The organism is Blautia hansenii DSM 20583 (assembly GCF_002222595.2).
Classification (GTDB): Bacteria; Bacillota; Clostridia; order Lachnospirales; family Lachnospiraceae; genus Blautia; species Blautia hansenii.
Genome location: NZ_CP022413.2, coordinates 1719297 through 1742448, shown reverse-complemented (window position 1 = coordinate 1742448; position 23152 = coordinate 1719297). Strand labels below are relative to the sequence as shown.

Here is a 23152-nt window from a genome sequence, read left to right as displayed (position 1 = left end):
AGTTCCTAATCCGCCCTAGTAGTGGGAAGGATACAGCCAAGACCAAGGGTGTCCTATTCATGGCAAGACTATGATTAACGTGAGGGGAATCTGAAGGAAGGTGGAGGCAAATCTCTGGTCTGACGAACAGAAATCACATCAGGCTATAGTTAAGGATAAGGCTGCCTAACAAGCTGAAGTCCAATAACTACTCGGAATTAACTGTAGTAAATGTGGCAGATAGATGGAGAGAAAGTGGCGTGTGGTACCAAGGGAGGTCTTGTCAGCAAGTGGAAACAGAGTAAGAAACTTGTAGTAATAACGAATGGCAAGAAGTCAGCAGAGGTCATAGTAAACCGATGGTTGCAAACATCGGCGAAGGACTGAACTTTAGGAGGCACAAGCAATGAATGTAACTGAAAGTAGATTTAAGAACAGACAACTTCATATAGAGGACTATCTGCAAATGGTATCTGCGGAACAGAGAGAGTATGCAGAAGTGTTCGACTACTCTAAGATTACTGAAAAGAGCGGTGTCATCACAGACTATTGGACGAACAATCTTTTGGAATTGATTTTGCGGAAAGACAATCTTAACAATGCCTATAAGCAAGTCAAAAGAAGCAGAGGTAAAGGTGGAATCGATGGTATGCAGGTGGATGAACTTCTGCCCTTCCTTAGAGAAAATCAAGAAACCTTAATCCAAGAGATAAGGGGAGGGAAATATAAACCCAACCCAGTTCGAAGGGTAGAAATACCCAAAGAGACAAAAGGCGAGTACAGGAAGCTGGGAGTACCTACGGTTGTTGATAGAGTGATTCAACAGGCAATCGCACAGGAACTCTCGCCAATCTTTGAGGAGCAGTTCTCAGAGAACAGTTTTGGTTTCAGACCGAAAAGAGGGGCACACGATGCCCTAAGACAATGCCAAAAGAACGTAAATGACGGCTATGTATATGTAGTGGATATGGACTTAGAAAAGTTCTTTGATACCGTATGTCAGAGTAAGTTAATCGAGGTGTTGTCACGAACCATCAAGGACGGCAGAGTGATTTCATTGATACACAAATACCTGAATGCGGGAGTTATAGCAAACGGGAAGTATGAGCGTACAGAAATCGGGATGCCACAAGGAGGACCATTGAGTCCGTTGCTTAGTAACATAATGCTAAATGAGTTGGACAAGGAACTGGAACGCAGAGGACATAGATATGTCCGTTATGCAGATGACTGTATGATTTTCTGTAAGAGCAGAAAAAGTGCAGAAAGAACCTTGAAGAACATCATTCCGTTTATTGAAGGAAAGCTTTTCCTGAAAGTGAATAGGAAGAAAACAGAAGTGGCTCACATCAGCAAAGTCAAGTATCTCGGTTATACTTTTTATAGATACAAAGGCAAATGCAGATTCAGAGTACATCAAAAGTCAGTAGTCAAGATGAGAAATAAAATCAGAGAGCTTACTGATAGGAACAAAGGTATTAGCAATGCAGAACGAGAAAGAAAATACCAGGAGTATGTGCGAGGATGGGTAGAATACTTTAGACTTGCAGATATGAAAGGACTTCTTAAAACAATGGACGAATGGGCAAGGCGTAGGATTCGAGCAGTCTATTGGAAACAATGGAAGAAAATTAAAACAAAGTATCGAATGCTGAAAGCATTAGGAATGGAACATTGGAAAGCAAAGGAACTTGCTTGTAGTAGAAAAGGATACTGGAGGATGGCTCAGGTGTTAAATTCAGTAATCACAAATAAAATAGTAGCCAGGCTAGGATATACATCTATGCTTGACTACTATCTAACAGTTTGTGAAAACTAAGGAACCGCCTAGTACCGAACGGTATGCTAGGTGGTGTGGGAGGACGGTAAATAGAATAATCATTTACCTCCTACCCGATTGAATGATATCGTATTAATCTAATGTTTTGTGATATTCCTGTAAGGATTTTAAGGACTGAGCCTCTTTATTTAAAATCGCTTTTACACCGGTTGCACTTGCCAGAGCTGCTGACATTGTGGTGATGTAAGGGATTTTTTTGTTAATTGCTGTTTTTCTTAAATAAGAGTCATCGTATTTACTCTGTTTTCCGGCAGGAGTGTTGATGACTAAATCAATTTCTCCGCTTACTAAAGCATCGTAAACATTTGGACTGCCTTCCTGAAGTTTTTTCAGAGTCTTACATTCTACACCATTTTCATTGAAGAATTTTGCACATCCTTCTGTGGAAACAATGCCAAATCCAAGTTCTTTAAACTGTTTTGCAGCTTCTAATGCCTGTGCACGGTCATTTTTGTTTACGCTGATTAAAGCAGTTCCGCTAAGAGGAAGTTTTGCTCCTGCTGCCTCCTGTGCTTTGTAGTAAGCAGTTCCGAAGGACTCGCTTAAACCGAGCACCTCACCTGTTGAACGCATTTCAGGTCCTAAAAGAGGGTCAACTTCTGGGAACATATTGAATGGGAATACGGCTTCTTTTACACCATAATATGGATGCGCTTTTTCCTTAAATGCAGTTACGTCAGGACGTTCATTTGTCAGCTCGTAAGTCATAAGCTTTGTGGCAATGTTTGCCATGTTGATGTTACATACTTTAGAAACAAGCGGTACAGTACGGGATGCACGTGGATTTGCTTCCAATACATAAACCTTATCTTCGCAGATTGCGTACTGCATATTCATAAGACCTACAACACCCATTTCACATGCGATTGCAGTTGTGTATTTTCTGATGAGTTCTTTATTCTTTTCAGAAATTTCAACAGAAGGAATAACACAAGCGGAGTCACCGGAGTGAATACCTGCCTGTTCAATGTGCTGCATAACAGTCGGAACAAATGCGTGTGTGCCATCAGAGATAGCGTCTGTTTCACATTCTAAAGCATTCTGCAAGAATTTATCCATAAGGATTGGACGTTCCGGTGTAACGTCAATAGCAGCAGCCATGTAATCTCTTAACATATTGTCATCGTAAACAACTTCCATACCACGTCCGCCTAATACATAAGAAGGACGAACCATCATTGGATAGCCAATACGATGAGCGATTTCCAGAGCTTCTTCAACGTTGACAGCCATTCCTGATTCAGGCATTGGGATTTCTAATTTGTGCATCATTGCATTGAATAAGTCTCTGTCTTCAGCCATATCAATAACAGCAGGAGAAGTACCCAGAATATGAGCGCCGCGTTTTTCAAGTTCAGCAGCAATATTCAGAGGAGTCTGTCCACCAAACTGAACAATGATACCAAGTGGTTTTTCTTTGTTGTAAATGGACATAACGTCTTCTACAGTCAGAGGTTCAAAGTATAATTTGTCAGAAGTATCGTAGTCAGTAGAAACAGTTTCAGGGTTACAGTTTACCATGATGGTTTCAAAGCCTAATTCACGCAGAGTGAAGGCAGCATGAACACAGCAGTAGTCAAATTCAATACCCTGACCAATACGGTTTGGACCGCCGCCAAGTACCATAACTTTTCGTCCGTTTGATACAGGAGCTTTATCTTCTCCGTTATATGTAGAGTAGTAGTAAGCAGCCGGTTCTTCTACACCGCTTACAGGTACGGCATCCCAACGTTCACCCATGCCAAGAGATTCTCTGTGTTTGAATAATTCCCATTCGTCAATATCTAAAAGCATAGCAAGGTATTTATCAGAAAATCCGTCTTTCTTAGCCTGAATAAGAAGTTCATCAGGAAGGCTTTTACCTTTGTAAGTCAGAATTTCTTCTTCTAAATCAACCAGTTCTTTCATCTGCTGTAAGAACCAAAGTTTGATATGTGTCATATCGTGAAGTTTTTCTAAAGAAGCGCCTTTACGGATTGCTTCGTAAAGAATGAACTGTCTCTGGCTGGTTGGTTTTTCAAGTTTTGCATATAATTCATCTAAAGTAAGTTCGTGGAAGTCTTTTACAAATCCAAGACCATAGCAGCCTCTTTCCAGAGAACGGATTGCTTTTTGTAAAGCTTCTTTGTATGTTTTACCGATGGACATAACTTCGCCTACGGCTTTCATCTGTGTGCCCAGTTTATCCTGAGAGCTTTTGAATTTTTCAAATGCCCAGCGAGCAAATTTTACAACAACATAATCTCCGGATGGTTTATAGTTTGCAAGAGAACCGTCTTTCCAGTATGGAATTTCATCAAGGGTAAGTCCTGCTGCCAATAATGCAGATACGTAAGCAATTGGGAAACCAGTTGCTTTACTTGCAAGAGCAGAGGAACGGGATGTTCTTGGGTTGATTTCGATAATGATGATACGGTCTGATTTCGGATCATGAGCAAACTGTACGTTTGTACCGCCGATTACGCCGATAGATTCTACAATTGCGTGTGCCTGTTTCTCCAGACGATCCTGCAAATCCTGAGAGATTGTCAGCATTGGTGCAGAGCAGAAGGAGTCACCTGTATGCACACCCATTGGGTCGATATTTTCAATAAAACAAATAGAGATTTTCTTTCCTGCTTTGTCGCGAACAACTTCAACTTCGAGTTCTTCCCAACCGATTACAGATTCTTCTACAAGAATTTGGTTTACCATAGATGCGGCAATACCTCTTGCAGCTACTTTTTTTAATTCTTCTTCATTATAGACGATACCACCGCCTGTACCGCCCATAGTATATGCAGGACGAATAACACATGGGTATCCTAATTCTTCAGCAATTTTAAGAGCTTCTTCTACAGAATAAGCAGGTGCACTTTTTGCCATTTCGATACCAAGTTTATCCATGGCATTTTTAAATTCGATACGGTCTTCACCGCGACTGATAGCATCTACCTGAACACCGATAACTTCTACATTATATTTGTCCAAAACACCGGCATGATAGAGCTCTTCACAAAGATTTAATCCGGACTGTCCGCCTAAGTTAGGAAGCAGGGCATCAGGTCTTTCCTTTGCAATAATTTCAGTCAGGCGATCCACATTTAAAGGTTCGATGTAAGTAACATCTGCTGTGGATGGATCAGTCATGATAGTAGCAGGGTTGGAGTTTACCAGTACGATTTCGTAGCCAAGGTTACGTAAAGCTTTGCATGCCTGTGTACCGGAATAGTCAAATTCACACGCCTGTCCGATGATAATTGGGCCGGAACCGATAATAAGAATTTTGTGTATATCATTTCTCTTTGGCATAAAGAACCTCCATTTATATATTTTTTTTTATGACTTTACATACGTAATAAAGTATAGCATAAAGAGCAATCGTTAAGCAAGGAAATAATAAGATTTTCTTTACTCTAAAAAACTTTTATGCTATACTATGCTAAATTAATTAGGCCTAGGAGGGAAGAAAAATGATAGAAGTTCGAAATTTGACAAAATCGTATAATGTATTGGAAAAACCTGTAGTAAAGAATGTTTCGCTTTGTGCAAGACCAGGAGAGATTACTATCCTTTTAGGACCGAATGGGGCTGGGAAATCTACTACGATTAAAAGTATTGCAAATCTTTTAAATTATGAAGGGGAAATTCTGATATGTGGTCATCCAAACAATACCATTGAAGCGAAGAAATGTTTCAGCTATGTACCGGAAATTCCTATGTTGTACGATGTTCTTACTGTGGATGAAACTATAGAATTTATTGGCAGGGCGTATCGTGTAAAGAATTATAAAGAAATAGCAGATAAGTATCTGGAAGCATTTAAAATGACAGAAAACAGAAAAAAATTAGCAAAAGAGCTAAGCAAAGGAATGCGGCAGAAATTAAGCATGATTTTGGCGTTTATGATTGAACCGAAGGCATTGTTGGTAGACGAGCCTATGGTAGGATTAGACCCCGCTAGTATTGAAGAAGTGTTGGAGCTTTTTCGGCAGCTTCGTGCAGAGGGTACGGCAATTCTCATCAGCACCCACATTATTGACATTGTAAATGATATCTGGGACAGGGCTTATATTATGAACAGGGGAGAGATTGTAAAAGAAATAGACAGAAAAGATGCAGGAGAAGAAACCTTAAAGGAAATCTTTTTTGAAACTACAAGGGAGGGAGATGTATGAATTCATTCTTCTATTTGTTTCGGACAAAAATAAAAGGTTCTGTAAGAGTTCAGTTTTCTTCTTTAGGAACAGGTATGGCAGTCATTTTTACGGTTTTAATCTATGGAATACTGATAGGAACGATTTTTACATCTTCTGTACCTTATGACAAGGAAACCATGTATTTGCAGGCTGCTACGGCAATTCTGGCAGGCATTGGTGTTACGGCTTTCTTTTCAATGCTGTCGTTAATGAGTAAGCGAAAAGCGCTTTTGTATGATACGGATGCTTTTTATTTTTTTTCCGGTCCTTATACAAAGACGCAGACAAATCTTTTTATTTTAGTACAGACTTTAAAAGGCGCATTAGGCTATGGGCTGATAGGCTGCTTCTTTATGGGCTTGCTTTCTATGGGCGGATATTTTTCCATTCCGTATTTCCTGTTATGTTTGCTGGTGCTTTTCTTAATCAGCTCCATATTTTTACTGATGACAGATTATATTTATATGTGGACCCTGGTAAAGCCCAAAGCAAAGATTTGGAATTATATTGCAGTAATCTTGGTGCTGGCATCGGCAGGAGCAGTTTTTTTTATTTCTATGCAGGCAGCAGGCTACGATTTGGAAGATGGATTTTTAAAGTTTGCCGTAAGCAGAGAATTTTATTATGTACCCTTCTTTGGATGGGGGAAGCTTGTTTTGAGCGCTTTTCTGGGAAAAGAGTATATGGGTATGATAATTGGTCTGGCTCTTTTGCTGCTCGCTAATGCTGTTTTTGTAATCCTGTTTTTGACCTTCCCAAGAAATATTGTGGAGCAGGCTGTGCGGGACGCAGAGGAAATCAGCAATTATGTTCGCAGGGTAAAGGCGAATGGAGGAAATATTCTCAGCAGTGAAGGAAAGATAAAGCAGGTGCGGGGAGAATTTCCGGAAGGCGCAAGAGCAATTTTCTATAAGAATATTCTCAGTATGAAAAAAACAGGCAGTTTTTTAAGAAAACAGGATTTCTTTGTGATTGTGGTGTATTTTCTTATTAGTTATTTCATGATAGCGGAAAGACGGTTTTATATGTTCAGCTACATGATGATTTTATGGCTGTTTAATCTGCTAAATGATACCGAGTTTCTGGGTGATTTAAAAAATTATCAGATTTATCTGATACCGGAAAATCCATTAAAAAAATTGATTTATGTAGTTTTGCCTGCTTATTTCAAAATTTCTATTTTAATCGGTACGGCAATTTTAATTGCAGGTATTTTTAATCGGATGCCGGTCTTGACGACTTTGCAATATTTCTTTATGCTGTTAGGATATGCAATGATTTTTATCTCCGGTACGGTTTGGGCTGCGAAAGTTATGAAAACAAAGGCAAGTGTGGCATTAGAAAATCTTCTTCGTATGCTGATTATCCTGCTGGCAGCAATTCCTGCAACAGGAGCAGGTTTTTTGGCATGGTTCTTATTAAAGGATTTGTATGTTTTTCAGGCAGTCGTTACAGTGGTTACCATAGTGATGAATTTTCTTGTATCAGCGATTATCCTTATTGCATGTCAGGGCATGATGAACGGGAGAGAAATATAGAAGGGAACGAAAGAAATGTTGGCATCAAAAGAAGAAATTAAAATTCAGCAGGCAGTGGTACATATTTTAGACTCTGCACTTGGCATGCCGGTCTTATCTGATACGCTGTTGGACTGTGGTTCGGATTTTTCTGATTTTTTGAAAAGTCATATTTTTAAAATTGACAGCAGTGATGAAATAAAAAATTGCAGCTTTACAGAGGAGTCATCTGTTTTTCTCTTGGTGGAGGAATGGAACTCTGAGAATTTTTTGGAAGTGTCGCAAAAAATTGCGGGAGAGCTCTATACTCTTATGAGCCAGAACATTGACATTCCGGCAGCGGATTTGCTGGTGGTGGAATATCAGGTGGAGCAGCACAGTTATCTGGCACTTTTGAAAATGAACTATAAAACTTCCTATACCCATCTGACGAATTCAGACCCTTGGGGAAATAATAATGATATTATTAAGCAGAAGGCCATTCTTCCGGGAGAGACGCAGAAGCTTACCGAAGCGGCTTTGATTGACCTTATGGCTCCTCAGTATGTACGGCTGGTGGAAAAGAAATATGATGTAAACGGTGTAAAGACCAATTATTTTTCTCAGAACTTTTTAAAGTGTAAAGGCTCTTTGTCTTCTAAGACAAAGCTTGCCATTGTAAATAAAGCTGTGACTGAGGTTCAGAAAAAGTATTTTCATGACTCGGAGCAGTTTGAAGTACAAATGGAAACAAAGAGTATTTTAAATCAGGAATTTTCAGAACAGGGTGGCTTGGAGGTGCCTGTGGTAATTGATAAAATTTTCAAGGAGCACCCTCAGATGAAAGAAGAGGTTCAGGAAAAGCTGGAAAAATACAATCTCACAGAAGATACCATAGAACCTCAAAATCCGCTGACAACAAAAAAATTTACTAAGCAGCATTTGATGACAGATACGGGAATTGAGCTGAAAATACCTATGGAAGAATACAATAATAAAGATAAAATTGAATTTATCACAAATCCGGACGGGACAATTTCTGTTTTAATTAAAAATATCGGAAGTATTGAAAGCAAGTAAGAACCATGTTATAATTACCTGAAAAAATCATCTCTGTAAAGTCGTTGCACATCAACGCTTTGGTGAGATAAAGAAAAAAGAAGAGGTACATAATATGGAAAGAGAAAAATTTTCTTCAAGGATTGGTTTTATCCTGATTTCAGCAGGTTGTGCCATTGGACTCGGAAATGTATGGAGATTTCCTTATATCACGGGAAAATACGGCGGTGCGGCATTTGTGCTGATTTATTTATTCTTTTTGCTTGTTTTAGGACTTCCGATTATGGTAATGGAATTTTCCGTGGGAAGAGCAAGCCAGAAAAGTATTGCAACATCTTTTAACGTTCTTGAACCAAAAGGAACAAAGTGGCATATTTACCGTTACTTTGGTATGGCGGGAAATTATCTTTTAATGATGTTTTATACTACCATTGGCGGCTGGATGCTGGCATATTTTGTAAAGATGATAAAGGGGGACTTTGCAGGGCTTAATCCTGACGGGGTGGGTGCTGAATTTGCAAAGCTTACCACAGATATGCCTACTATGATTTTCTGGATGGCAGTGATTGTTGTCATTGGATTTTTGGTGTGTTCTATGGGACTGCAAAGTGGTGTGGAACGTATTAACAAGATTATGATGGTGGTGCTTTTAGGATTAATGGTGGTACTGGCAATCAATTCCTGCCTGCTGCCGGGAGCATCAGAGGGACTGAAATTTTATCTGCTTCCTGATTTTAGAAAACTGATAGATGCAGGAATTTCCGAGGTAGTCTTTGCAGCTATGGGACAGGCATTTTTTACCCTTAGTCTTGGTATTGGAGCGCTGGCTATTTTCGGCAGTTATATCGGAAAAGAGAGAAAGCTTACAGGAGAGGCAATCAATATTACGATTTTAGATACCAGTGTGGCTTTAATTGCAGGTTTGATTATTTTCCCTGCTTGTTTTGCTTTTGATATTAATCCGGGAGAAGGACCGGGACTTGTATTTGTTACACTTCCCAATGTATTTAATGAAATGAAGGGCGGAAGACTTTGGGGATCTTTGTTCTTCTTATTTATGACTTTTGCTGCATTATCTACGATTATTGCAGTATTCCAGAACATTATTTCCTTTGCACAGGACTTATGGAACTGGAGTCTGAAAAAAGCGGTTTTGATAAACGGAGTAGCTATTTTTGTTTTATCCCTGCCTTGTATCTTCGGTATGACAATCTGGAGCGATTTTACAATCTTGGGAAAACAGATTATGGATTTAGAAGACTTCTTGGTAAGCAACAATATGCTTCCTCTCGGCTCTTTGGTTTATCTGCTGTTCTGTGTAAATAAATACGGCTGGGGCTGGGAGAATTTCCTGAAGGAAGCCAACACGGGAGCAGGTATTTCTTTCCCGAAAAAGATGAGAGTATACCTTACTTTTGTACTTCCGATTGTAGTATTTTATATTTTCATTCAGGGATATTGGAGTCTTTTTGCAGGATTAAAATAAAGGAAAAGAAAGTTTCAGAAAAATTTCTTGAAATCGGAGAGTTTTATAGGTATACTTAGAGAAAAGCGGTGCTTTATGCCGTTACGGGAATTAAGAGATAAAGGAGCTTATACAATGAAACGAATTTTATTGAAATTAAGTGGAGAAGCTTTGGCAGGACCGAAAAAAACAGGTTTTGACGAAGCTACCGTTATGGAAGTTGCAAAACAGGTAAAGGTACTTGTAGAAGAAGGCGTTCAGGTTGGTATTGTAATCGGAGGAGGAAACTTCTGGAGAGGACGTACCAGTGAGAACATCGACAGAACAAAGGCAGACCAGATTGGTATGCTGGCAACAGTTATGAACTGTATTTATGTTTCTGAAATTTTCCGTGCAGCAGGAATGAAGACAAGTGTGCTCACACCATTTGAGTGCGGTGCTTTCACAAAGCTGTTTTCCAAAGACCGTGCAAACAAATACTTTGAAAAAGGCATGGTTGTATTTATGGCAGGGGGAACAGGACATCCTTATTTCTCAACAGATACAGCTACGGTACTTCGTGCCATTGAAATCGAAGCAGAGACTATTTTCCTTGCAAAAGCTGTTGACGGCGTTTATGACAGCGACCCGAAAACAAACCCCAATGCAAAGAAATATGATGAGGTTCACATTCAGGAGGTCATTGACAAGAAACTGGCAGTTGTAGATATGACAGCTTCTATTATGTGTATGGAAAATAAAATGCCAATGTTGGTATTCGGTTTAAATGAAGAAAACAGCATTGTGAATACTGCTCATGGTAAATTCACAGGTACAAAGGTGCTTGTATAGTCGGAGCTTAAAATTAGGAGGAAGAAAACATGGCAACAGATGAGAGAATTCAGGTATATGAACACAAAATGACAAAGACTTTGGAAGGTCTTACAAAGGAACTGGTTACCATTCGTGCAGGACGTGCAAATCCGCATATTTTAGATAAACTTACCGTAGACTATTATGGAACACCGACACCGCTTCAGCAGGTGGCAAATATTACAGTTCCGGAAGCTAGAATGATCCAAATTCAGCCTTGGGAAGCATCCTTGATTAAAGAAATCAGTAAAGCAATTTTATCTTCTGATTTGAACTTAAATCCAAACAGTGACGGTAAAATCATTCGTCTGGTACTTCCGGAGCTGACAGAAGAGCGCAGAAAAGAACTGGTAAAGGATGTTAAGAAAAAAGGCGAAGCAGCGAAGGTTGCAGTTCGTAATGTGCGCCGTGATGCCAATGATGCTTTTAAAAAGCTGGCAAAGCAGGATGTATCTGAAGATGAAATTAAAGAATTAGAAGAGCAAATTCAGAAAATCACAGATAAGTTTGTGAAAGAAATCGAAAAAGCAGTGGAAGAAAAGTCAAAAGAAATTCTGACTGTATAAGAGAAAACATAGGAAGGGGCACATACAAATTCCGTATTGTGCCTCTTTCATGCGTAGGAGGAAAAATTATGACAATTCCCAGACATGTGGCAATTATTTTAGACGGAAACGGAAGATGGGCGAAAGCAAAGGGAATGCCCAGAACCTACGGACATATTAAGGGATGCGAAAATCTGGAGAAAATTTGCGGTATTGCCAAGGATTTAGGCGTAAAATATTTGACAGTATATGCTTTTTCCACAGAGAACTGGAAGCGTTCAAAAGAAGAAGTGGACGGTCTTATGAAGCTGTTTCGGAACTATATGAAGCGCTGTATTCAGATTTCAAGAGATAATAAAATGTGTGTACGTGTCATTGGTGACCCAAGTATGTTTGATGCAGATTTACAGCAAAAAATCAAAGAGCTGGAGGAATATTCCAGCCAGTTTGACGAGCTGCATTTTCAAATTGCTTTAAATTACGGAAGCAGAGATGAAATCAAAAGAGCCATGGTAAGGATGGCGGAGGATGTGGAAAAAGGAGTTCTTCTCCCTCAGCAGATTACGGAGGATGTGATTTCTGATTACTTGGACACAAGGGCACTTCCCGACCCTGATTTGCTAATTCGAACAAGCGGCGAAGAAAGGCTTTCAAACTTTTTAATGTGGCAGCTTGCTTATACAGAGTTTTACTTTACCGATGTGGCATGGCCGGATTTTGATAAAAAGGAATTTGAAAAAGCCATTGATAAATTCAATCACAGAGACCGCAGATACGGTGGCGTAAAGGAGGAGTAGAATGTTTAAGACAAGACTTTTAAGTGGAATTGTTCTTGTGGCGATTGCAGTCGCTTCTGTTGCCGCAGGAGGTCCTATATTATTTGCTGTGCTTCTGGCAATTTCATTAATCGGAGTAGGAGAGCTGTATCGTGCCATGGAGGTGCACCAGAAGGGCTTTGGGGCATTGGAAATCGCAGGGTATGTAGGAACGGTTTTGTATTACCTTTCACTGCTTTGGGTAAAAACAGATGAATTTTCCATGATGATTTTACTGTTTGCCCTTGTACTCATTATGTGTGTCTATGTGTTTACGTATCCAAAATATAGAGCAGAACAGATTATGGCAGCCTTATTCGGCATTTTCTATGTTGCGGTTATGCTGTCCTATATTTATAAAACGAGAACCTTAGAGGGCGGTGCATGGCTGGTAGGCTTGATTTTCTTAAGCTCTTGGGGGAGCGATACCTGTGCCTACTGTGTGGGAATGTTAATCGGAAAGCATAAAATGGCGCCGGTATTAAGTCCGAAAAAATCCGTTGAAGGCGGTGTAGGCGGTGTGTTAGGCGCAGCGCTTTTGGGAGCGCTCTATGCACTTTTGATTTCCGGTGTCAATCAGGCAGACGGTCATACTCCATTGATGTATGCAGTGATTTGTGCGGTAGGTGCGCTGATTTCCATGGTAGGAGATTTGGCGGCATCTGCCATTAAGAGAAATAAGGAAATAAAAGATTACGGAAAACTTATTCCGGGGCACGGCGGTGTTTTGGACCGTTTTGACAGTGTTATTTTTACAGCTCCGTTTATTTATTTCCTTGCCAGTGTTTTAATATAAAGAGGAAAGCGTATGAAGAAAATTGCAATTTTAGGTTCAACAGGTTCCATAGGAACACAAACCCTTGATATTGTCAGCAAAAATGATGATTTGCAGGTGGTAGGAATTGCTGCGGGAAGAAATATTGATTTGCTGGAGAAGCAAATCCGTCAGTTTTCTCCAAGGCTGGCAGCGGTGGGAGATGAAAAGAAAGCGCAGGAATTAAAGCTTCGTGTACAGGACACTGACTGCAAAATAGTAGGCGGAATGGAAGGTTTAATTGAGCTGGCGGTTATGGAGGAAGCGGAAATTCTGGTGACCGCCATTGTGGGGATGATTGGAATATGTCCTACGGTTGCCGCTATTTGTGCAGGAAAGCATATTGCTCTTGCAAACAAAGAAACCCTTGTAACAGCAGGGCATATTATTATGCCTCTTGCAAAAGAGCACAATGTGAAAATTTTACCGGTTGACAGCGAGCACAGTGCAATTTTTCAGGCGTTAAACGGAGAAAATCCAAAAACCATTGAAAAACTGCTGATTACTGCTTCCGGCGGCCCTTTCCGTGGAAAGAAAACAGAAGAATTGAAAAATATGCGTGTAGAAGATGCTTTAAAGCATCCTAATTGGGCTATGGGACAGAAAATTACTATTGATTCTGCTACTTTAGTAAATAAAGGGTTGGAAGTCATGGAAGCAAAATGGTTATTTGATGTGGATTTGGATAGAATACAAGTAGTCGTACAGCCACAAAGTGTTATTCATTCTATGATTGAATTTAAAGATGGAAGTATTATGGCACAGCTTGGTACACCTGATATGCGTCTGCCTATTCAGTATGCTTTATATGAAGGTGAGCGTAAATATTTAGATGGGGAACGTTTGGACTTTGCAAAGCTGGCATCCATTACTTTTGAAAATCCTGATATGGAGACCTTTAAAGGACTGCCGTTAGCAATGCAGGCATCGAAAACAGGAGGCTCCATGCCCACTGTTTTTAACGCAGCCAATGAAAAAGCAGTGGCATTGTTTTTAAATCGAAAAATCGGATTTTTAGATATCTATGAAATTATTGAGAATGCCATGAATGAGCATGAATTAATTTTAAATCCTACGATTGAAGAAATTTTGAATATTGAACAAGACATATATAAGAGAATTGAGGGCAGGTGGTAAATTGAAAATTTTAATAGCAATTTTGATATTCTCCGTCATTATTATTTTCCATGAGTTGGGACACTTTCTTTTGGCAAAGAGAAATGGAATTAAAGTTACAGAATTTTCTTTGGGGATGGGACCTAGACTTTTGTCTACCCAAAAAGGAGAAACCCGTTATTCTTTAAAGCTTTTTCCTATAGGTGGTTCCTGTATGATGGTGGGAGAAGATGATGACGATGACAGTGAAGGCTCTTTTAATAAAGCATCCGTGTGGGCGAGAATATCTGTTGTTGCGGCAGGACCGATTTTTAACTTTATTCTGGCTTTTGTGTTTGCCATGATTATTACCAGCGTGGCAGGATATGATCCTGCTCGTGTATTAAAGGTAGAAGAAAGTTCTCCTGCAGCCAAAGCAGGACTTCAAGAGGGGGATATTATTACGGAATTTCAAGGGAGAAGCATTGTTTTGGGAAGAGACTTGGACTCTTATATGATGCTTCATGGTTTGGATGACGAAGAAATTACCCTGACTTATAAACGAAATGGCGAGAAAAAGGAAGTTTCCTTTGAAGCATACAGTGAAGAAAAATATATGCTGGGATTTTCTTATGTGCCTACACCGGATAGTGAGCCGGAAATTACACAGGTCGTTTTAAATGGTGCAATGATGGAAGCAGGAGTACAGGCAGGAGATATTATCAGGGAAATTAATGGAGAGACGATTGAAACCAGTCAGGAAATACAGGAGTATTGGGAAAAAAATCCACTGGATGGCTCAGCGATTAGTCTGGGAATTGAAAGAGATGGGGAGATACAAACACTTTCTTTAAAACCTCAGATGACAAAGCAGGTAGACACTGGTTTCATCTATAATTTATATCGGGAAAAAACGAATTTTTTAGGTGTATTAAGATACAGCGCTTCTGAAGTGCGGTATTGGATTTCTAATACGATAGAAAGTCTTATGATGTTGATAAAAGGACAATTTAGCGTAAATGATCTTTCCGGTCCGGTGGGAATTATTGATGTTATTGGCGATTCTTATGAAGAGGCGAAAGAGGAAGGCAGCGTAATGGTATGGTTGCAAATGCTGTACTGGGCAATTTTGCTTTCGGCTAATTTAGGTGTTATGAATTTACTTCCTATTCCGGCTTTAGATGGAGGAAGACTTGTCTTTCTTGCAGTTGAAGCTGTACGAAAGAAGAAATTAGATCCAAATGTAGAAGGCATGATCCATTTTGCGGGATTTGTTTTATTGATGCTTTTAATGGTATTTGTAATGTTTAATGATTTTCGAAGATTATAATGGAACTGTCACATGAAAGAATAATCAAGAATATCTATGCAGTTTTGGCGAAAATGTATAGATATTCTCGATATTTATTTTATGTGGCAGCTTTTTTATACTAATTCTGCAATTCTGGTGACGCCTACGTAAATTTCCTGAATTTCGTACCATGTGGAGTAATCAATAATTCCTGTGGCAGGAAGTCCGAAAATCTGCTGGAATTTTTTGACTGCGTTTTGCGTGTTTTCTCCAAAGACTCCGTCTACGGAAATTTTCGGAAGAGCAGGATAGGCGTTGGCAATGGCATTAAGCTGTTCCTGTATCTGTCGGATCTTACTTCCGGATGAACCGATGTCTAGGGGCTGACCGGGCCACGAGGCAGGGATGCCGGAAATTTCCTCGGCAGTGTTGATGTACATGTTGCTGCCGTAGAAGTTTCGTAAGATTTCAATGGCAGAATAGCCTTGATCTCCCAGATATTTTGAGCCCCATTGTGTCATCCAGTTCGGGCACTGTACCCTCTGTCCGTCACAATACTGAGTTAAAATCGGTTGCCGTACCCCCGGTCTTGAAAGATAATTGTCAAAGAGCTCATCTACAATACGGGAGATACTTTCAAAGATATTTCGCCCGTGCATCCATTTGTGGTCGAAAGCAGTAGATGAAGTGATAGTAAAGTCGTATCCCTTGTTTCTGTACCATTCGGTATATACACGATTTAAAGTAAAGGACATAATTGCCAATACATTCGCACGAATGGTATTATCCGGCCAAGTGGCATAAATTTCGCTGCTGGCTACATTTTTGATATAATCTCGATAACGGACATAATAATCCTTTGCGGTGGAGTCATTTGGAGAACCATCATGTACAACCACATATTCCGGAATAACCACACGGCTCAGAACGATTTCTCCTGACGTATCCATAGGCTTGATTTCGTCTTCGGGAATTTTTTCGGGATATTCCCCATAGAGGGTATGAGCAGGAATGACAATATCTTCAAAAGCTCCGGGAGCAGCTTGGGGAGACAAGACAGCTCTTTGAATAGCAGTAGCATCCGGTAAAATTTCTGCTCCGGAAATATCCAAATCATCAAAGCCTTCTTTTGAAATGTGGAAAGTATATTCTGCATAGGGCTGATATTCAGAAGGCGCCATACTATATTCCAGTGGCGGAGCAGGAAGCTGAATTTCCGGTATCATGCCGTTAGCATCTGTTTTCACTTCTTCAATCACAGAGTCAGGGTCTCCGGTATAAGAAATTTGAACAGAAGCATCCTCCACAGGCTGATTGCGAATGGAAGAAAGAACATAAAGCTGCAAAGTCCCTTCATCCGGGTGGTCTGTCTGCATAGATTTTAAAGAGGCTGTATTCATAAAAATACCTCAGATTTTTCGTTGCTTTAGTATATGCGAAAGAAAAGAAAAGGTGAAGATATGGTTGAAATTTTTCGGGATTAGAGCTAAAATAGGAGCATAAGAAACGTGTGAAATATAAGAAGGCAGGGAGAAGGGGAGTAAGGCTGTCGTAGGAAAAGGAATTCTTTTCCGGACAGTTTTTTTCGTGTAATGGGAAAATACTTTGTAAATACAGGAGGAAACGATATGGCAAAATATGTAATGGCATTGGATGCAGGGACAACCAGCAACAGATGTATTTTATTTAACAAAAAAGGAGAGACTATCAGTTCGGCGCAGAAGGAGTTTACTCAATATTTTCCGAAACCGGGCTGGGTGGAGCATGATGCAAATGAAATCTGGTCTAATCAGTTAGGCGTTGCTGTGGAAGCTATGCAAAAAGCAGGAGCTGATGCAGAGGATATTGCGGCAATCGGTATTACCAATCAGCGAGAAACGGCTATTGTCTGGGATAAAAATACAGGAGAGCCTATTTATCATGCCATTGTCTGGCAATGCAGAAGAACATCAGAGTATTGCGACCAGTTGAAAGCCAAGGGGCTTACGGAGGTTTTTCGAAAGAAAACAGGCTTGATTATTGATGCCTATTTTTCAGGCACAAAGGTAAAATGGATTTTAGACCACGTAGAAGGCGCCAGAGAGCGTGCGAAAAAGGGAGAATTGCTTTTTGGAACAGTGGAAACATGGTTGATTTGGAAGATGACAAAGGGAGCCGTTCATGTGACGGACTATTCCAACGCATCAAGGACACTTCTTTATAATATCAATACATTAGAGTGGGATAAAGAAATCTTAGAAGAATTGGATATTCCGGAATGTATGCTTCCAGAAGTAAAACCCTCCAGCTGCGTTTACGGAATGGCGGACAGCAGCTTTTTTGGAGGAGAAATTCCCATTGCAGGTGCAGCAGGAGACCAGCAGTCGGCGCTTTTCGGACAGACCTGCTTTGAAAAGGGAGATGCGAAGAATACCTATGGGACAGGCTGCTTCTTGCTGATGAATACAGGAGAAAAGCCGGTCTTTTCGCAAAATGGTCTTGTTACCACCATTGCATGGGGGCTGGACGGAAAGGTCAATTATGCGTTAGAAGGCTCTGTGTTTGTGGCAGGAGCGATTATTCAATGGTTAAGAGATGAGCTGCGCCTGATTGACTCGGCAGAAGACTCAGAATATATGGCAAGGAAGGTAAAGGATACCAATGGATGTTATGTTGTGCCGGCTTTTACGGGGTTGGGAGCGCCATATTGGGACCAATATGCCAGAGGAACCATTGTAGGTCTTACAAGAGGCGTGAATAAATGTCATATTATCCGTGCCTCTCTGGAGTCGTTGGCATATCAGGTTCATGATGTGATTGAGGCCATGAGGGCGGACTCCGGTATGGAATTGAATTTCCTGAAGGTAGACGGAGGCGCCAGCGCGAATAATTTCCTTATGCAGGCACAGGCAGATATGATACAGGTTCCTGTAAAAAGACCGGTGTGTGTGGAAACAACGGCAATGGGGGCAGCGTATCTGGCAGGCTTGGCTGTGGGATATTGGAACAGCAAAGAGGAAATTATTGAGAATTGGAGTACAGACCGTGTCTTTTATCCTGAGCTTACAAAGGAAGAAAGAGATAAAAAGACAAAGGGTTGGAAAAAGGCAGTAAAATGTGCCTACGGATGGGCAAGAGAAGATTAATTTCAGAAAGAAGATGTCATAATGTTTGGAGAAAATCATGCACATATTTTCATGAATGGGCTCAATTACAGAGCAGCAGTAAACTGTCATAAAAGCGGAGTGGATACAGATGTTATTCATAAACATTTTCGGACTTATCAGGAAAAGGGTGTTTCCTTTGTCAGGGACGGAGGGGATGCTTTGGGAGTGTCTGAAAAAGCAAGGGAAATTGCACCCCAATATGGAATTACCTATCGGACGCCTGTTTTTGCCATTCATAAAAAAGGGCATTACGGAGGAATTGTAGGAAGACCTTTTGAAAATATGAAAGAATATGCCGACTTGGTAAAGGAAGTGAGAAAGCGAGGCGGAGATTTCATTAAAATTATGACAACGGGTATTATGAATTTTGATATGGATGGCTCTGTGACAGAAGAACCCTTGAGGTTTGACGAAGTAAAAGAAATGGTACATATTGCTCACGAAGAGGGATTTTCCGTAATGGCACATACAAATGGGGCAAGGGCTGTTCGGGAAGCAGCTCTTGCCGGTGCAGATAGCATTGAACATGGAAACTATGTAGATGAAGAAGCTATGTGGGCAATGAAAGAACATAAAACCGTGTGGGTGCCTACTATAACCGTAGTGAAAAACATGATTGGCTGCGGCAGGTTTTCCGACGAGGTTCTGGAAAAGATATGGGAAACAGGAAGCCGCAATATACAAATGGGATATGAAATAGGCGTACAGCTTGCACTAGGTAGCGATGCCGGAGCATATCTTGTGCCTCATGGACAGGGTATTAAAGATGAATGGGAATGTTTTCAGGAGATTTTGGGAAAGAATAATAAAGAAGTAACCGAAATGCTTCTGGAGGGGGAAAGAAAAATTCAGGAGAAATTTATACGGAGGTAATAATCAGTAAATGCAGGAAAAGAACGGCTTTGTTTTGAGAGGGAATATTTGTTACAGTGACGGCAGCAAAAAGCTTGTGATTTGTCCAAAAAGTTATGTGGTGTGCCAGGAAGGGATTTGCAGAGGTGTTTATCAGGAGCTTCCAAAGGAATATGAAAGCTATATTGTAAAAGATATGGGGGATGCGCTGATTATACCGGGATTGGTGGATTTGCATACTCATGCGCCTCAGTATGCTTTTCGGGGCTTGGGAATGGATTTGGAATTGCTGGACTGGCTGAATACGCATACTTTTCCGGAGGAAATGAAATATGCTGATGCAGATTATGCAAAAAAGGCATATACAATGTTTGTAGAGGATTTAAAGAAAAGCGCTGTGACCAGAGCTGTGATTTTTGCTACCCTGCATATAGAAGGAACAAAAATATTGATGGATTTACTGGAAGCGTCCGGACTGGATACTTATGTGGGAAAAGTGAGTATGGACAGAAATGCACTGGAGGGCTTACAGGAGGAAAATGCAGAGGCAGCAGCAAAGGCGGTAAGGCAGTGGCTGCTGGAAACAGAAGGGCGTTATGAGCATACGAAGCCTATTTTAACCCCCAGATTTATTCCGTCCTGTTCCGATGCTTTGATGGCGGAATTGAAAAGTATTCAGGAAAAAACAGGATTGCCTTTGCAGTCTCATTTGTCAGAAAATCCGGGAGAAATTCAGTGGGTACAGGAACTTTGCCCCAATTCTTCCAGTTACAGTGATGCGTATTATCAGGCAGGCTTGTTCGGAGGAGATTGTCCTACGATTATGGCACATTGTGTCTGGTTAAAGGAGGAGGAAATTTCTCTGATTAAAAAGCAAGGTGTGTTTATTGCGCATTGTCCACAGTCGAATACAAATCTTTCATCCGGTATTGCGCCTGTTCGGCGGTTTTTAGATGAGGGGCTTTCTGTCGGACTTGGAAGTGATGTGGCAGGAGGATACAGCACCTCTGTTTTAAGAGCTATGGCAGATACCATTCAATGCTCCAAGCTTCGTTGGCGTCTGGTGGATGCAAAACAGAAGCCGGTGACATTGGAGGAAGCGTTTTATATGGGAACAGCAGGAGGCGGAGCATTTTTCGGAAAAGTGGGAAGCTTTCTGGAGGGATATGAGTTTGATGCAGTCGTTTTTGATGACAGTGAGCTTTTACATCCGCAGGAATTAAGTGTAAGAGAGCGGCTGGAAAGACTTATTTATCTGGCAGATGACAGACAGATAAAAAGTAAATTTGTAAAGGGAAATTTAATCTACGAAAAAAATGAAAAAAACTCTTGACGAATAGAAAAACATTTGCTATACTTTCACTTGTCGTTTGAGAGAAACGACAGGTAAGCGGGAGTGCTGGAATTGGCAGACAGGCAAGACTAAGGATCTTGTGTTTGTATAAACGTGTGGGTTCAAGTCCCATCTCCCGCATGTATATACATAATATACAAATGCTTACCAAGAGGTAGGGCAAGCGGGAGTGCTGGAATTGGCAGACAGGCAAGACTAAGGATCTTGTGTCTGTATAGACGTGTGGGTTCAAGTCCCATCTCCCGCACTAAGTTAATCAAGCACTTATGTAAAAGTAAAAGAGATTTTATTTTTGCATAAGTGCTTATTTTATTGCATAGGGAATTGTTTCCTATGCAACAGGAGCAGAAAATAAAGGAGATTGATTATGTTAGAAATTGGATGTCATTTATCTTCCTCAAAAGGCTATGAAGCTATGGCAAAGGAAGCAGAGAAAATTCACGCAAATACTTTTCAGTTTTTTACCAGAAACCCAAGAGGAGCAAAAGCAAAGGAAATTAAGCAAGAGGATGTAGACGCTTTTCTCATAAGGGCAAAAAATCAAGGGATTGACAGAATTTTGGCACATGCCCCATACACCCTGAATGCCTGCTCGGCGGATGAAAGTATTCGAGAATTTGCAGTGAATACTATGAAAGACGATTTAAGGAGAATGGAATATACTCCGGGGAACTGTTATAACTTTCATCCGGGAAGCCATGTAAAACAAGGAGTGGAAGTGGGAATTCAGTATATTGCAGATATGTTAAACGAAATTCTTAATCCTAAGCAGAGCACAACGGTATTATTGGAAACTATGGCAGGAAAAGGAAGCGAAGTAGGAAGCCGTTTTGAAGAATTAAGAGAAATTATAGACAGAGTGGAATTAAAAGAGAAGCTGGGAGTTTGTTTGGATACCTGTCATGTATATGATGCAGGATATGATATCGCAGAGGATTTGGACGGAGTTTTGACGAAATTTGATAAAGTGATTGGATTGGACAGGCTAAAAGCAATTCATTTAAACGACAGTATGTACGGATTGGAAAGTCATAAGGACCGCCATGCGAAAATCGGCGAAGGAAAGCTGGGACTGGAAGCGATTGTAAGAGTAATCAATCATCCGGCGCTTCGAAAGCTGCCCTTTTATTTGGAAACTCCAAATGATTTAGAAGGATATGCGGGAGAAATCGCACTTTTAAGAAATTCCTATAAAGAATTGTAGAAAATTTGTAGAAATTTTCAAGAAGAAAAAGAGGAAATAGAAGAAATTTCGGAAATAATAAATATGAAGAGTTCTTTTGAAAGTATGCGGTATTACCGCAAGATGTTTTGCCGAAAGGTATCAGAAAGTCAGGTGACTGCCTATGAATATTCGTGAACAAATGGAAAAAAGAGAATTAGAGCTTTTAAGCCCGTACGCTTCTCACAGTATTCATTCTAAGGGAAGGGAAAGAGAAGAGCAGGAATGTGATATCCGTACAGTTTACCAGCGGGACAGAGACCGCATTGTGCACTGTAAAGCATTTCGTCGTATGAAGGATAAGACACAGGTATTTTTGTCCCCTCAGGGTGACCATTATCGAAATCGCCTGACCCATACCCTTGAGGTTTCTCAGACAGCCAGAACCATTGCGAAAGCGCTGTCTTTAAATGAAGACTTAGTAGAAGCCATTGCGCTGGGACATGATTTGGGGCATACGCCCTTTGGTCATGCGGGGGAAAGAGCCTTAAACAGAGTTTGCCCCTTGGGATTTGCACATTATAAGCAGAGCGTTCGAGTGGTGGAGCGTTTAGAAAAAAACGGAGAAGGGTTAAATCTTACATGGGAAGTGCGGGACGGAATTTTAAATCACAGAACCAGCGGAAAACCTCATACCTTAGAGGGTCAGGTAGTTCGTTACTGTGATAAGATTTCTTATATTCATCATGATATGGATGATGCTCAGAGAGCAGGAATTATTACAGAAGATGACATTCCCATTACCTTGCGCATGCTCTTGGGAGCTACTACAAGGGAAAGGCTGAATACATTTGTCCACAATATTGTAGAGAACAGTCAGGGGAAAGATAAGATTATGATGTCTCCGGAGATTGAAGAAGGGTTTCGGGATATCCGTGCTTTGATGTTTCAGGATGTTTACTTAAATCCTGCGGCAAAAAGTGAAGAAAAAAAGGCAGAACATGTAGTAGAAGAATTATATACATATTACAGCAAATATCCGGAAAAGATGTCAGAGGAATATCAAAAGCTTCTGTATCAGGATGAACCAAAGGAAAGAGTAATATGTGATTATATATCAGGTATGACAGACCAGTATTCTCTGGAAAAGTTCCGTGAGCTTTTTATTCCCAAAGGCTGGAGCGTTCAGGGAAAGGGACAGTAGAAAAG

General features: G+C 40.5%; 18 protein-coding genes and 2 tRNA genes. 18 read left to right on the top strand and 2 right to left on the bottom strand.

Annotated features, from left to right (window positions below; genetic code table 11):
* The first annotated feature begins 385 nt into the window (after nt 1-385).
* Nucleotides 386-1798 (top strand): group II intron reverse transcriptase/maturase, encoded by a 1413-nt coding sequence (gene ltrA, locus CGC63_RS08670; protein ID WP_003021071.1) that lies wholly within the window; start codon nt 386-388, stop codon nt 1796-1798.
* Between the two features lie 93 nt (nt 1799-1891).
* Here the strand turns inward: ltrA and carB are convergent, their stop codons facing one another.
* Entirely contained in the window at nt 1892-5110 is a 3219-nt protein-coding gene (gene carB, locus CGC63_RS08665) for a carbamoyl-phosphate synthase large subunit (protein WP_003021073.1), read from the bottom strand.
* Between the two features lie 161 nt (nt 5111-5271).
* Between carB and CGC63_RS08660 the strand changes: the two genes are divergently transcribed.
* The 10 genes from CGC63_RS08660 to rseP all read left to right on the top strand — a co-directional run bounded on the left by CGC63_RS08660 (nt 5272) and on the right by rseP (nt 15468).
* Nucleotides 5272-5976, top strand: coding sequence for an ABC transporter ATP-binding protein (locus CGC63_RS08660; protein ID WP_003021075.1), 705 nt, complete (start codon nt 5272-5274; stop codon nt 5974-5976).
* On the top strand, nt 5973-7535 hold the full coding sequence (locus tag CGC63_RS08655; RefSeq protein WP_003021077.1) for a putative ABC exporter domain-containing protein: 1563 nt from the start codon (nt 5973-5975) through the stop codon (nt 7533-7535). Before CGC63_RS08660 ends, CGC63_RS08655 begins: the two co-directional genes overlap by 4 nt.
* 15 nt (nt 7536-7550) lie before the next feature.
* Entirely contained in the window at nt 7551-8573 is a 1023-nt protein-coding gene (locus tag CGC63_RS08650) for a nucleoid-associated protein (RefSeq protein WP_003021079.1), read from the top strand.
* Nucleotides 8574-8667: 94 nt separating this feature from the next.
* The gene (locus tag CGC63_RS08645) at nt 8668-10038 is read left to right on the top strand and encodes a sodium-dependent transporter (protein ID WP_003021083.1); all 1371 of its coding nucleotides are present in this window, start codon (nt 8668-8670) and stop codon (nt 10036-10038) included.
* A gap of 114 nt (nt 10039-10152) precedes the next feature.
* Nucleotides 10153-10848: a UMP kinase gene (pyrH, locus tag CGC63_RS08640; RefSeq protein ID WP_009246224.1), complete on the top strand. Its 696-nt coding sequence runs from the start codon at nt 10153-10155 to the stop codon at nt 10846-10848.
* Nucleotides 10849-10877: 29 nt separating this feature from the next.
* Nucleotides 10878-11435, top strand: a complete 558-nt coding sequence (gene frr / locus CGC63_RS08635; protein WP_003021087.1) for a ribosome recycling factor — start codon at nt 10878-10880, stop codon at nt 11433-11435.
* 68 nt (nt 11436-11503) lie between these two features.
* On the top strand, nt 11504-12211 hold the full coding sequence (locus CGC63_RS08630; protein ID WP_003021089.1) for an undecaprenyl pyrophosphate synthase: 708 nt from the start codon (nt 11504-11506) through the stop codon (nt 12209-12211).
* A 1-nt stretch (nt 12212) separates the two neighbouring features.
* Nucleotides 12213-13025, top strand: coding sequence for a phosphatidate cytidylyltransferase (locus CGC63_RS08625; protein WP_003021091.1), 813 nt, complete (start codon nt 12213-12215; stop codon nt 13023-13025).
* 12 nt (nt 13026-13037) lie between these two features.
* On the top strand, nt 13038-14180 hold the full coding sequence (gene dxr, locus CGC63_RS08620; RefSeq protein ID WP_003021094.1) for a 1-deoxy-D-xylulose-5-phosphate reductoisomerase: 1143 nt from the start codon (nt 13038-13040) through the stop codon (nt 14178-14180).
* Between the two features lies 1 nt (nt 14181).
* On the top strand, nt 14182-15468 hold the full coding sequence (gene rseP, locus CGC63_RS08615; RefSeq protein ID WP_040351130.1) for an RIP metalloprotease RseP: 1287 nt from the start codon (nt 14182-14184) through the stop codon (nt 15466-15468).
* Between the two features lie 95 nt (nt 15469-15563).
* Here the strand turns inward: rseP and CGC63_RS08610 are convergent, their stop codons facing one another.
* Nucleotides 15564-16829 carry a peptidoglycan-binding domain-containing protein gene (locus CGC63_RS08610; protein ID WP_003021098.1) on the bottom strand — a complete coding sequence of 422 codons (1266 nt, stop codon included), beginning with the start codon at nt 16827-16829 and terminating at the stop codon, nt 15564-15566.
* Nucleotides 16830-17057: 228 nt separating this feature from the next.
* On the opposite strand from CGC63_RS08610, the gene glpK reads away from it, so the two are divergent.
* The 7 genes from glpK to CGC63_RS08575 all read left to right on the top strand — a co-directional run bounded on the left by glpK (nt 17058) and on the right by CGC63_RS08575 (nt 23147).
* Nucleotides 17058-18554, top strand: a complete 1497-nt coding sequence (glpK, locus tag CGC63_RS08605; protein ID WP_040351174.1) for a glycerol kinase GlpK — start codon at nt 17058-17060, stop codon at nt 18552-18554.
* Between the two features lie 21 nt (nt 18555-18575).
* A complete protein-coding gene (locus CGC63_RS08600; protein WP_003021101.1) occupies nt 18576-19448 on the top strand; it encodes an amidohydrolase family protein in 873 nt (290 codons plus the stop codon).
* A 10-nt stretch (nt 19449-19458) separates the two neighbouring features.
* Entirely contained in the window at nt 19459-20760 is a 1302-nt protein-coding gene (locus CGC63_RS08595) for an amidohydrolase family protein (RefSeq protein WP_003021103.1), read from the top strand.
* Between the two features lie 57 nt (nt 20761-20817).
* Nucleotides 20818-20901 (top strand) — tRNA-Leu (locus CGC63_RS08590).
* A gap of 43 nt (nt 20902-20944) precedes the next feature.
* Nucleotides 20945-21028: transfer RNA gene (locus CGC63_RS08585), tRNA-Leu, on the top strand.
* 120 nt (nt 21029-21148) lie between these two features.
* The gene (locus tag CGC63_RS08580) at nt 21149-21985 is read left to right on the top strand and encodes a deoxyribonuclease IV (protein WP_003021105.1); all 837 of its coding nucleotides are present in this window, start codon (nt 21149-21151) and stop codon (nt 21983-21985) included.
* Between the two features lie 142 nt (nt 21986-22127).
* The gene (locus CGC63_RS08575) at nt 22128-23147 is read left to right on the top strand and encodes a deoxyguanosinetriphosphate triphosphohydrolase (RefSeq protein WP_003021106.1); all 1020 of its coding nucleotides are present in this window, start codon (nt 22128-22130) and stop codon (nt 23145-23147) included.
* Nucleotides 23148-23152: the final 5 nt, after the last annotated feature.

Bases quoted from the DNA above. Each gene is read 5' to 3' on its own strand.
- CGC63_RS08610 (WP_003021098.1), bottom strand. From the start codon at position 16,829: ATGAATACAGCCTCTTTAAAATCTATGCAGACAGACCACCCGGATGAA.
- carB (WP_003021073.1), bottom strand. From the start codon at position 5,110: ATGCCAAAGAGAAATGATATACACAAAATTCTTATTATCGGTTCCGGC.
- CGC63_RS08630 (WP_003021089.1), top strand. From the start codon at position 11,504: ATGACAATTCCCAGACATGTGGCAATTATTTTAGACGGAAACGGAAGA.
- glpK (WP_040351174.1), top strand. From the start codon at position 17,058: ATGGCAAAATATGTAATGGCATTGGATGCAGGGACAACCAGCAACAGA.
- pyrH (WP_009246224.1), top strand. From the start codon at position 10,153: ATGAAACGAATTTTATTGAAATTAAGTGGAGAAGCTTTGGCAGGACCG.
- CGC63_RS08650 (WP_003021079.1), top strand. From the start codon at position 7,551: ATGTTGGCATCAAAAGAAGAAATTAAAATTCAGCAGGCAGTGGTACAT.
- CGC63_RS08595 (WP_003021103.1), top strand. From the start codon at position 19,459: ATGCAGGAAAAGAACGGCTTTGTTTTGAGAGGGAATATTTGTTACAGT.
- CGC63_RS08655 (WP_003021077.1), top strand. From the start codon at position 5,973: ATGAATTCATTCTTCTATTTGTTTCGGACAAAAATAAAAGGTTCTGTA.
- CGC63_RS08600 (WP_003021101.1), top strand. From the start codon at position 18,576: ATGTTTGGAGAAAATCATGCACATATTTTCATGAATGGGCTCAATTAC.
- CGC63_RS08645 (WP_003021083.1), top strand. From the start codon at position 8,668: ATGGAAAGAGAAAAATTTTCTTCAAGGATTGGTTTTATCCTGATTTCA.
- frr (WP_003021087.1), top strand. From the start codon at position 10,878: ATGGCAACAGATGAGAGAATTCAGGTATATGAACACAAAATGACAAAG.
- dxr (WP_003021094.1), top strand. From the start codon at position 13,038: ATGAAGAAAATTGCAATTTTAGGTTCAACAGGTTCCATAGGAACACAA.
- CGC63_RS08660 (WP_003021075.1), top strand. From the start codon at position 5,272: ATGATAGAAGTTCGAAATTTGACAAAATCGTATAATGTATTGGAAAAA.
- CGC63_RS08580 (WP_003021105.1), top strand. From the start codon at position 21,149: ATGTTAGAAATTGGATGTCATTTATCTTCCTCAAAAGGCTATGAAGCT.
- CGC63_RS08575 (WP_003021106.1), top strand. From the start codon at position 22,128: ATGAATATTCGTGAACAAATGGAAAAAAGAGAATTAGAGCTTTTAAGC.
- ltrA (WP_003021071.1), top strand. From the start codon at position 386: ATGAATGTAACTGAAAGTAGATTTAAGAACAGACAACTTCATATAGAG.
- CGC63_RS08625 (WP_003021091.1), top strand. From the start codon at position 12,213: ATGTTTAAGACAAGACTTTTAAGTGGAATTGTTCTTGTGGCGATTGCA.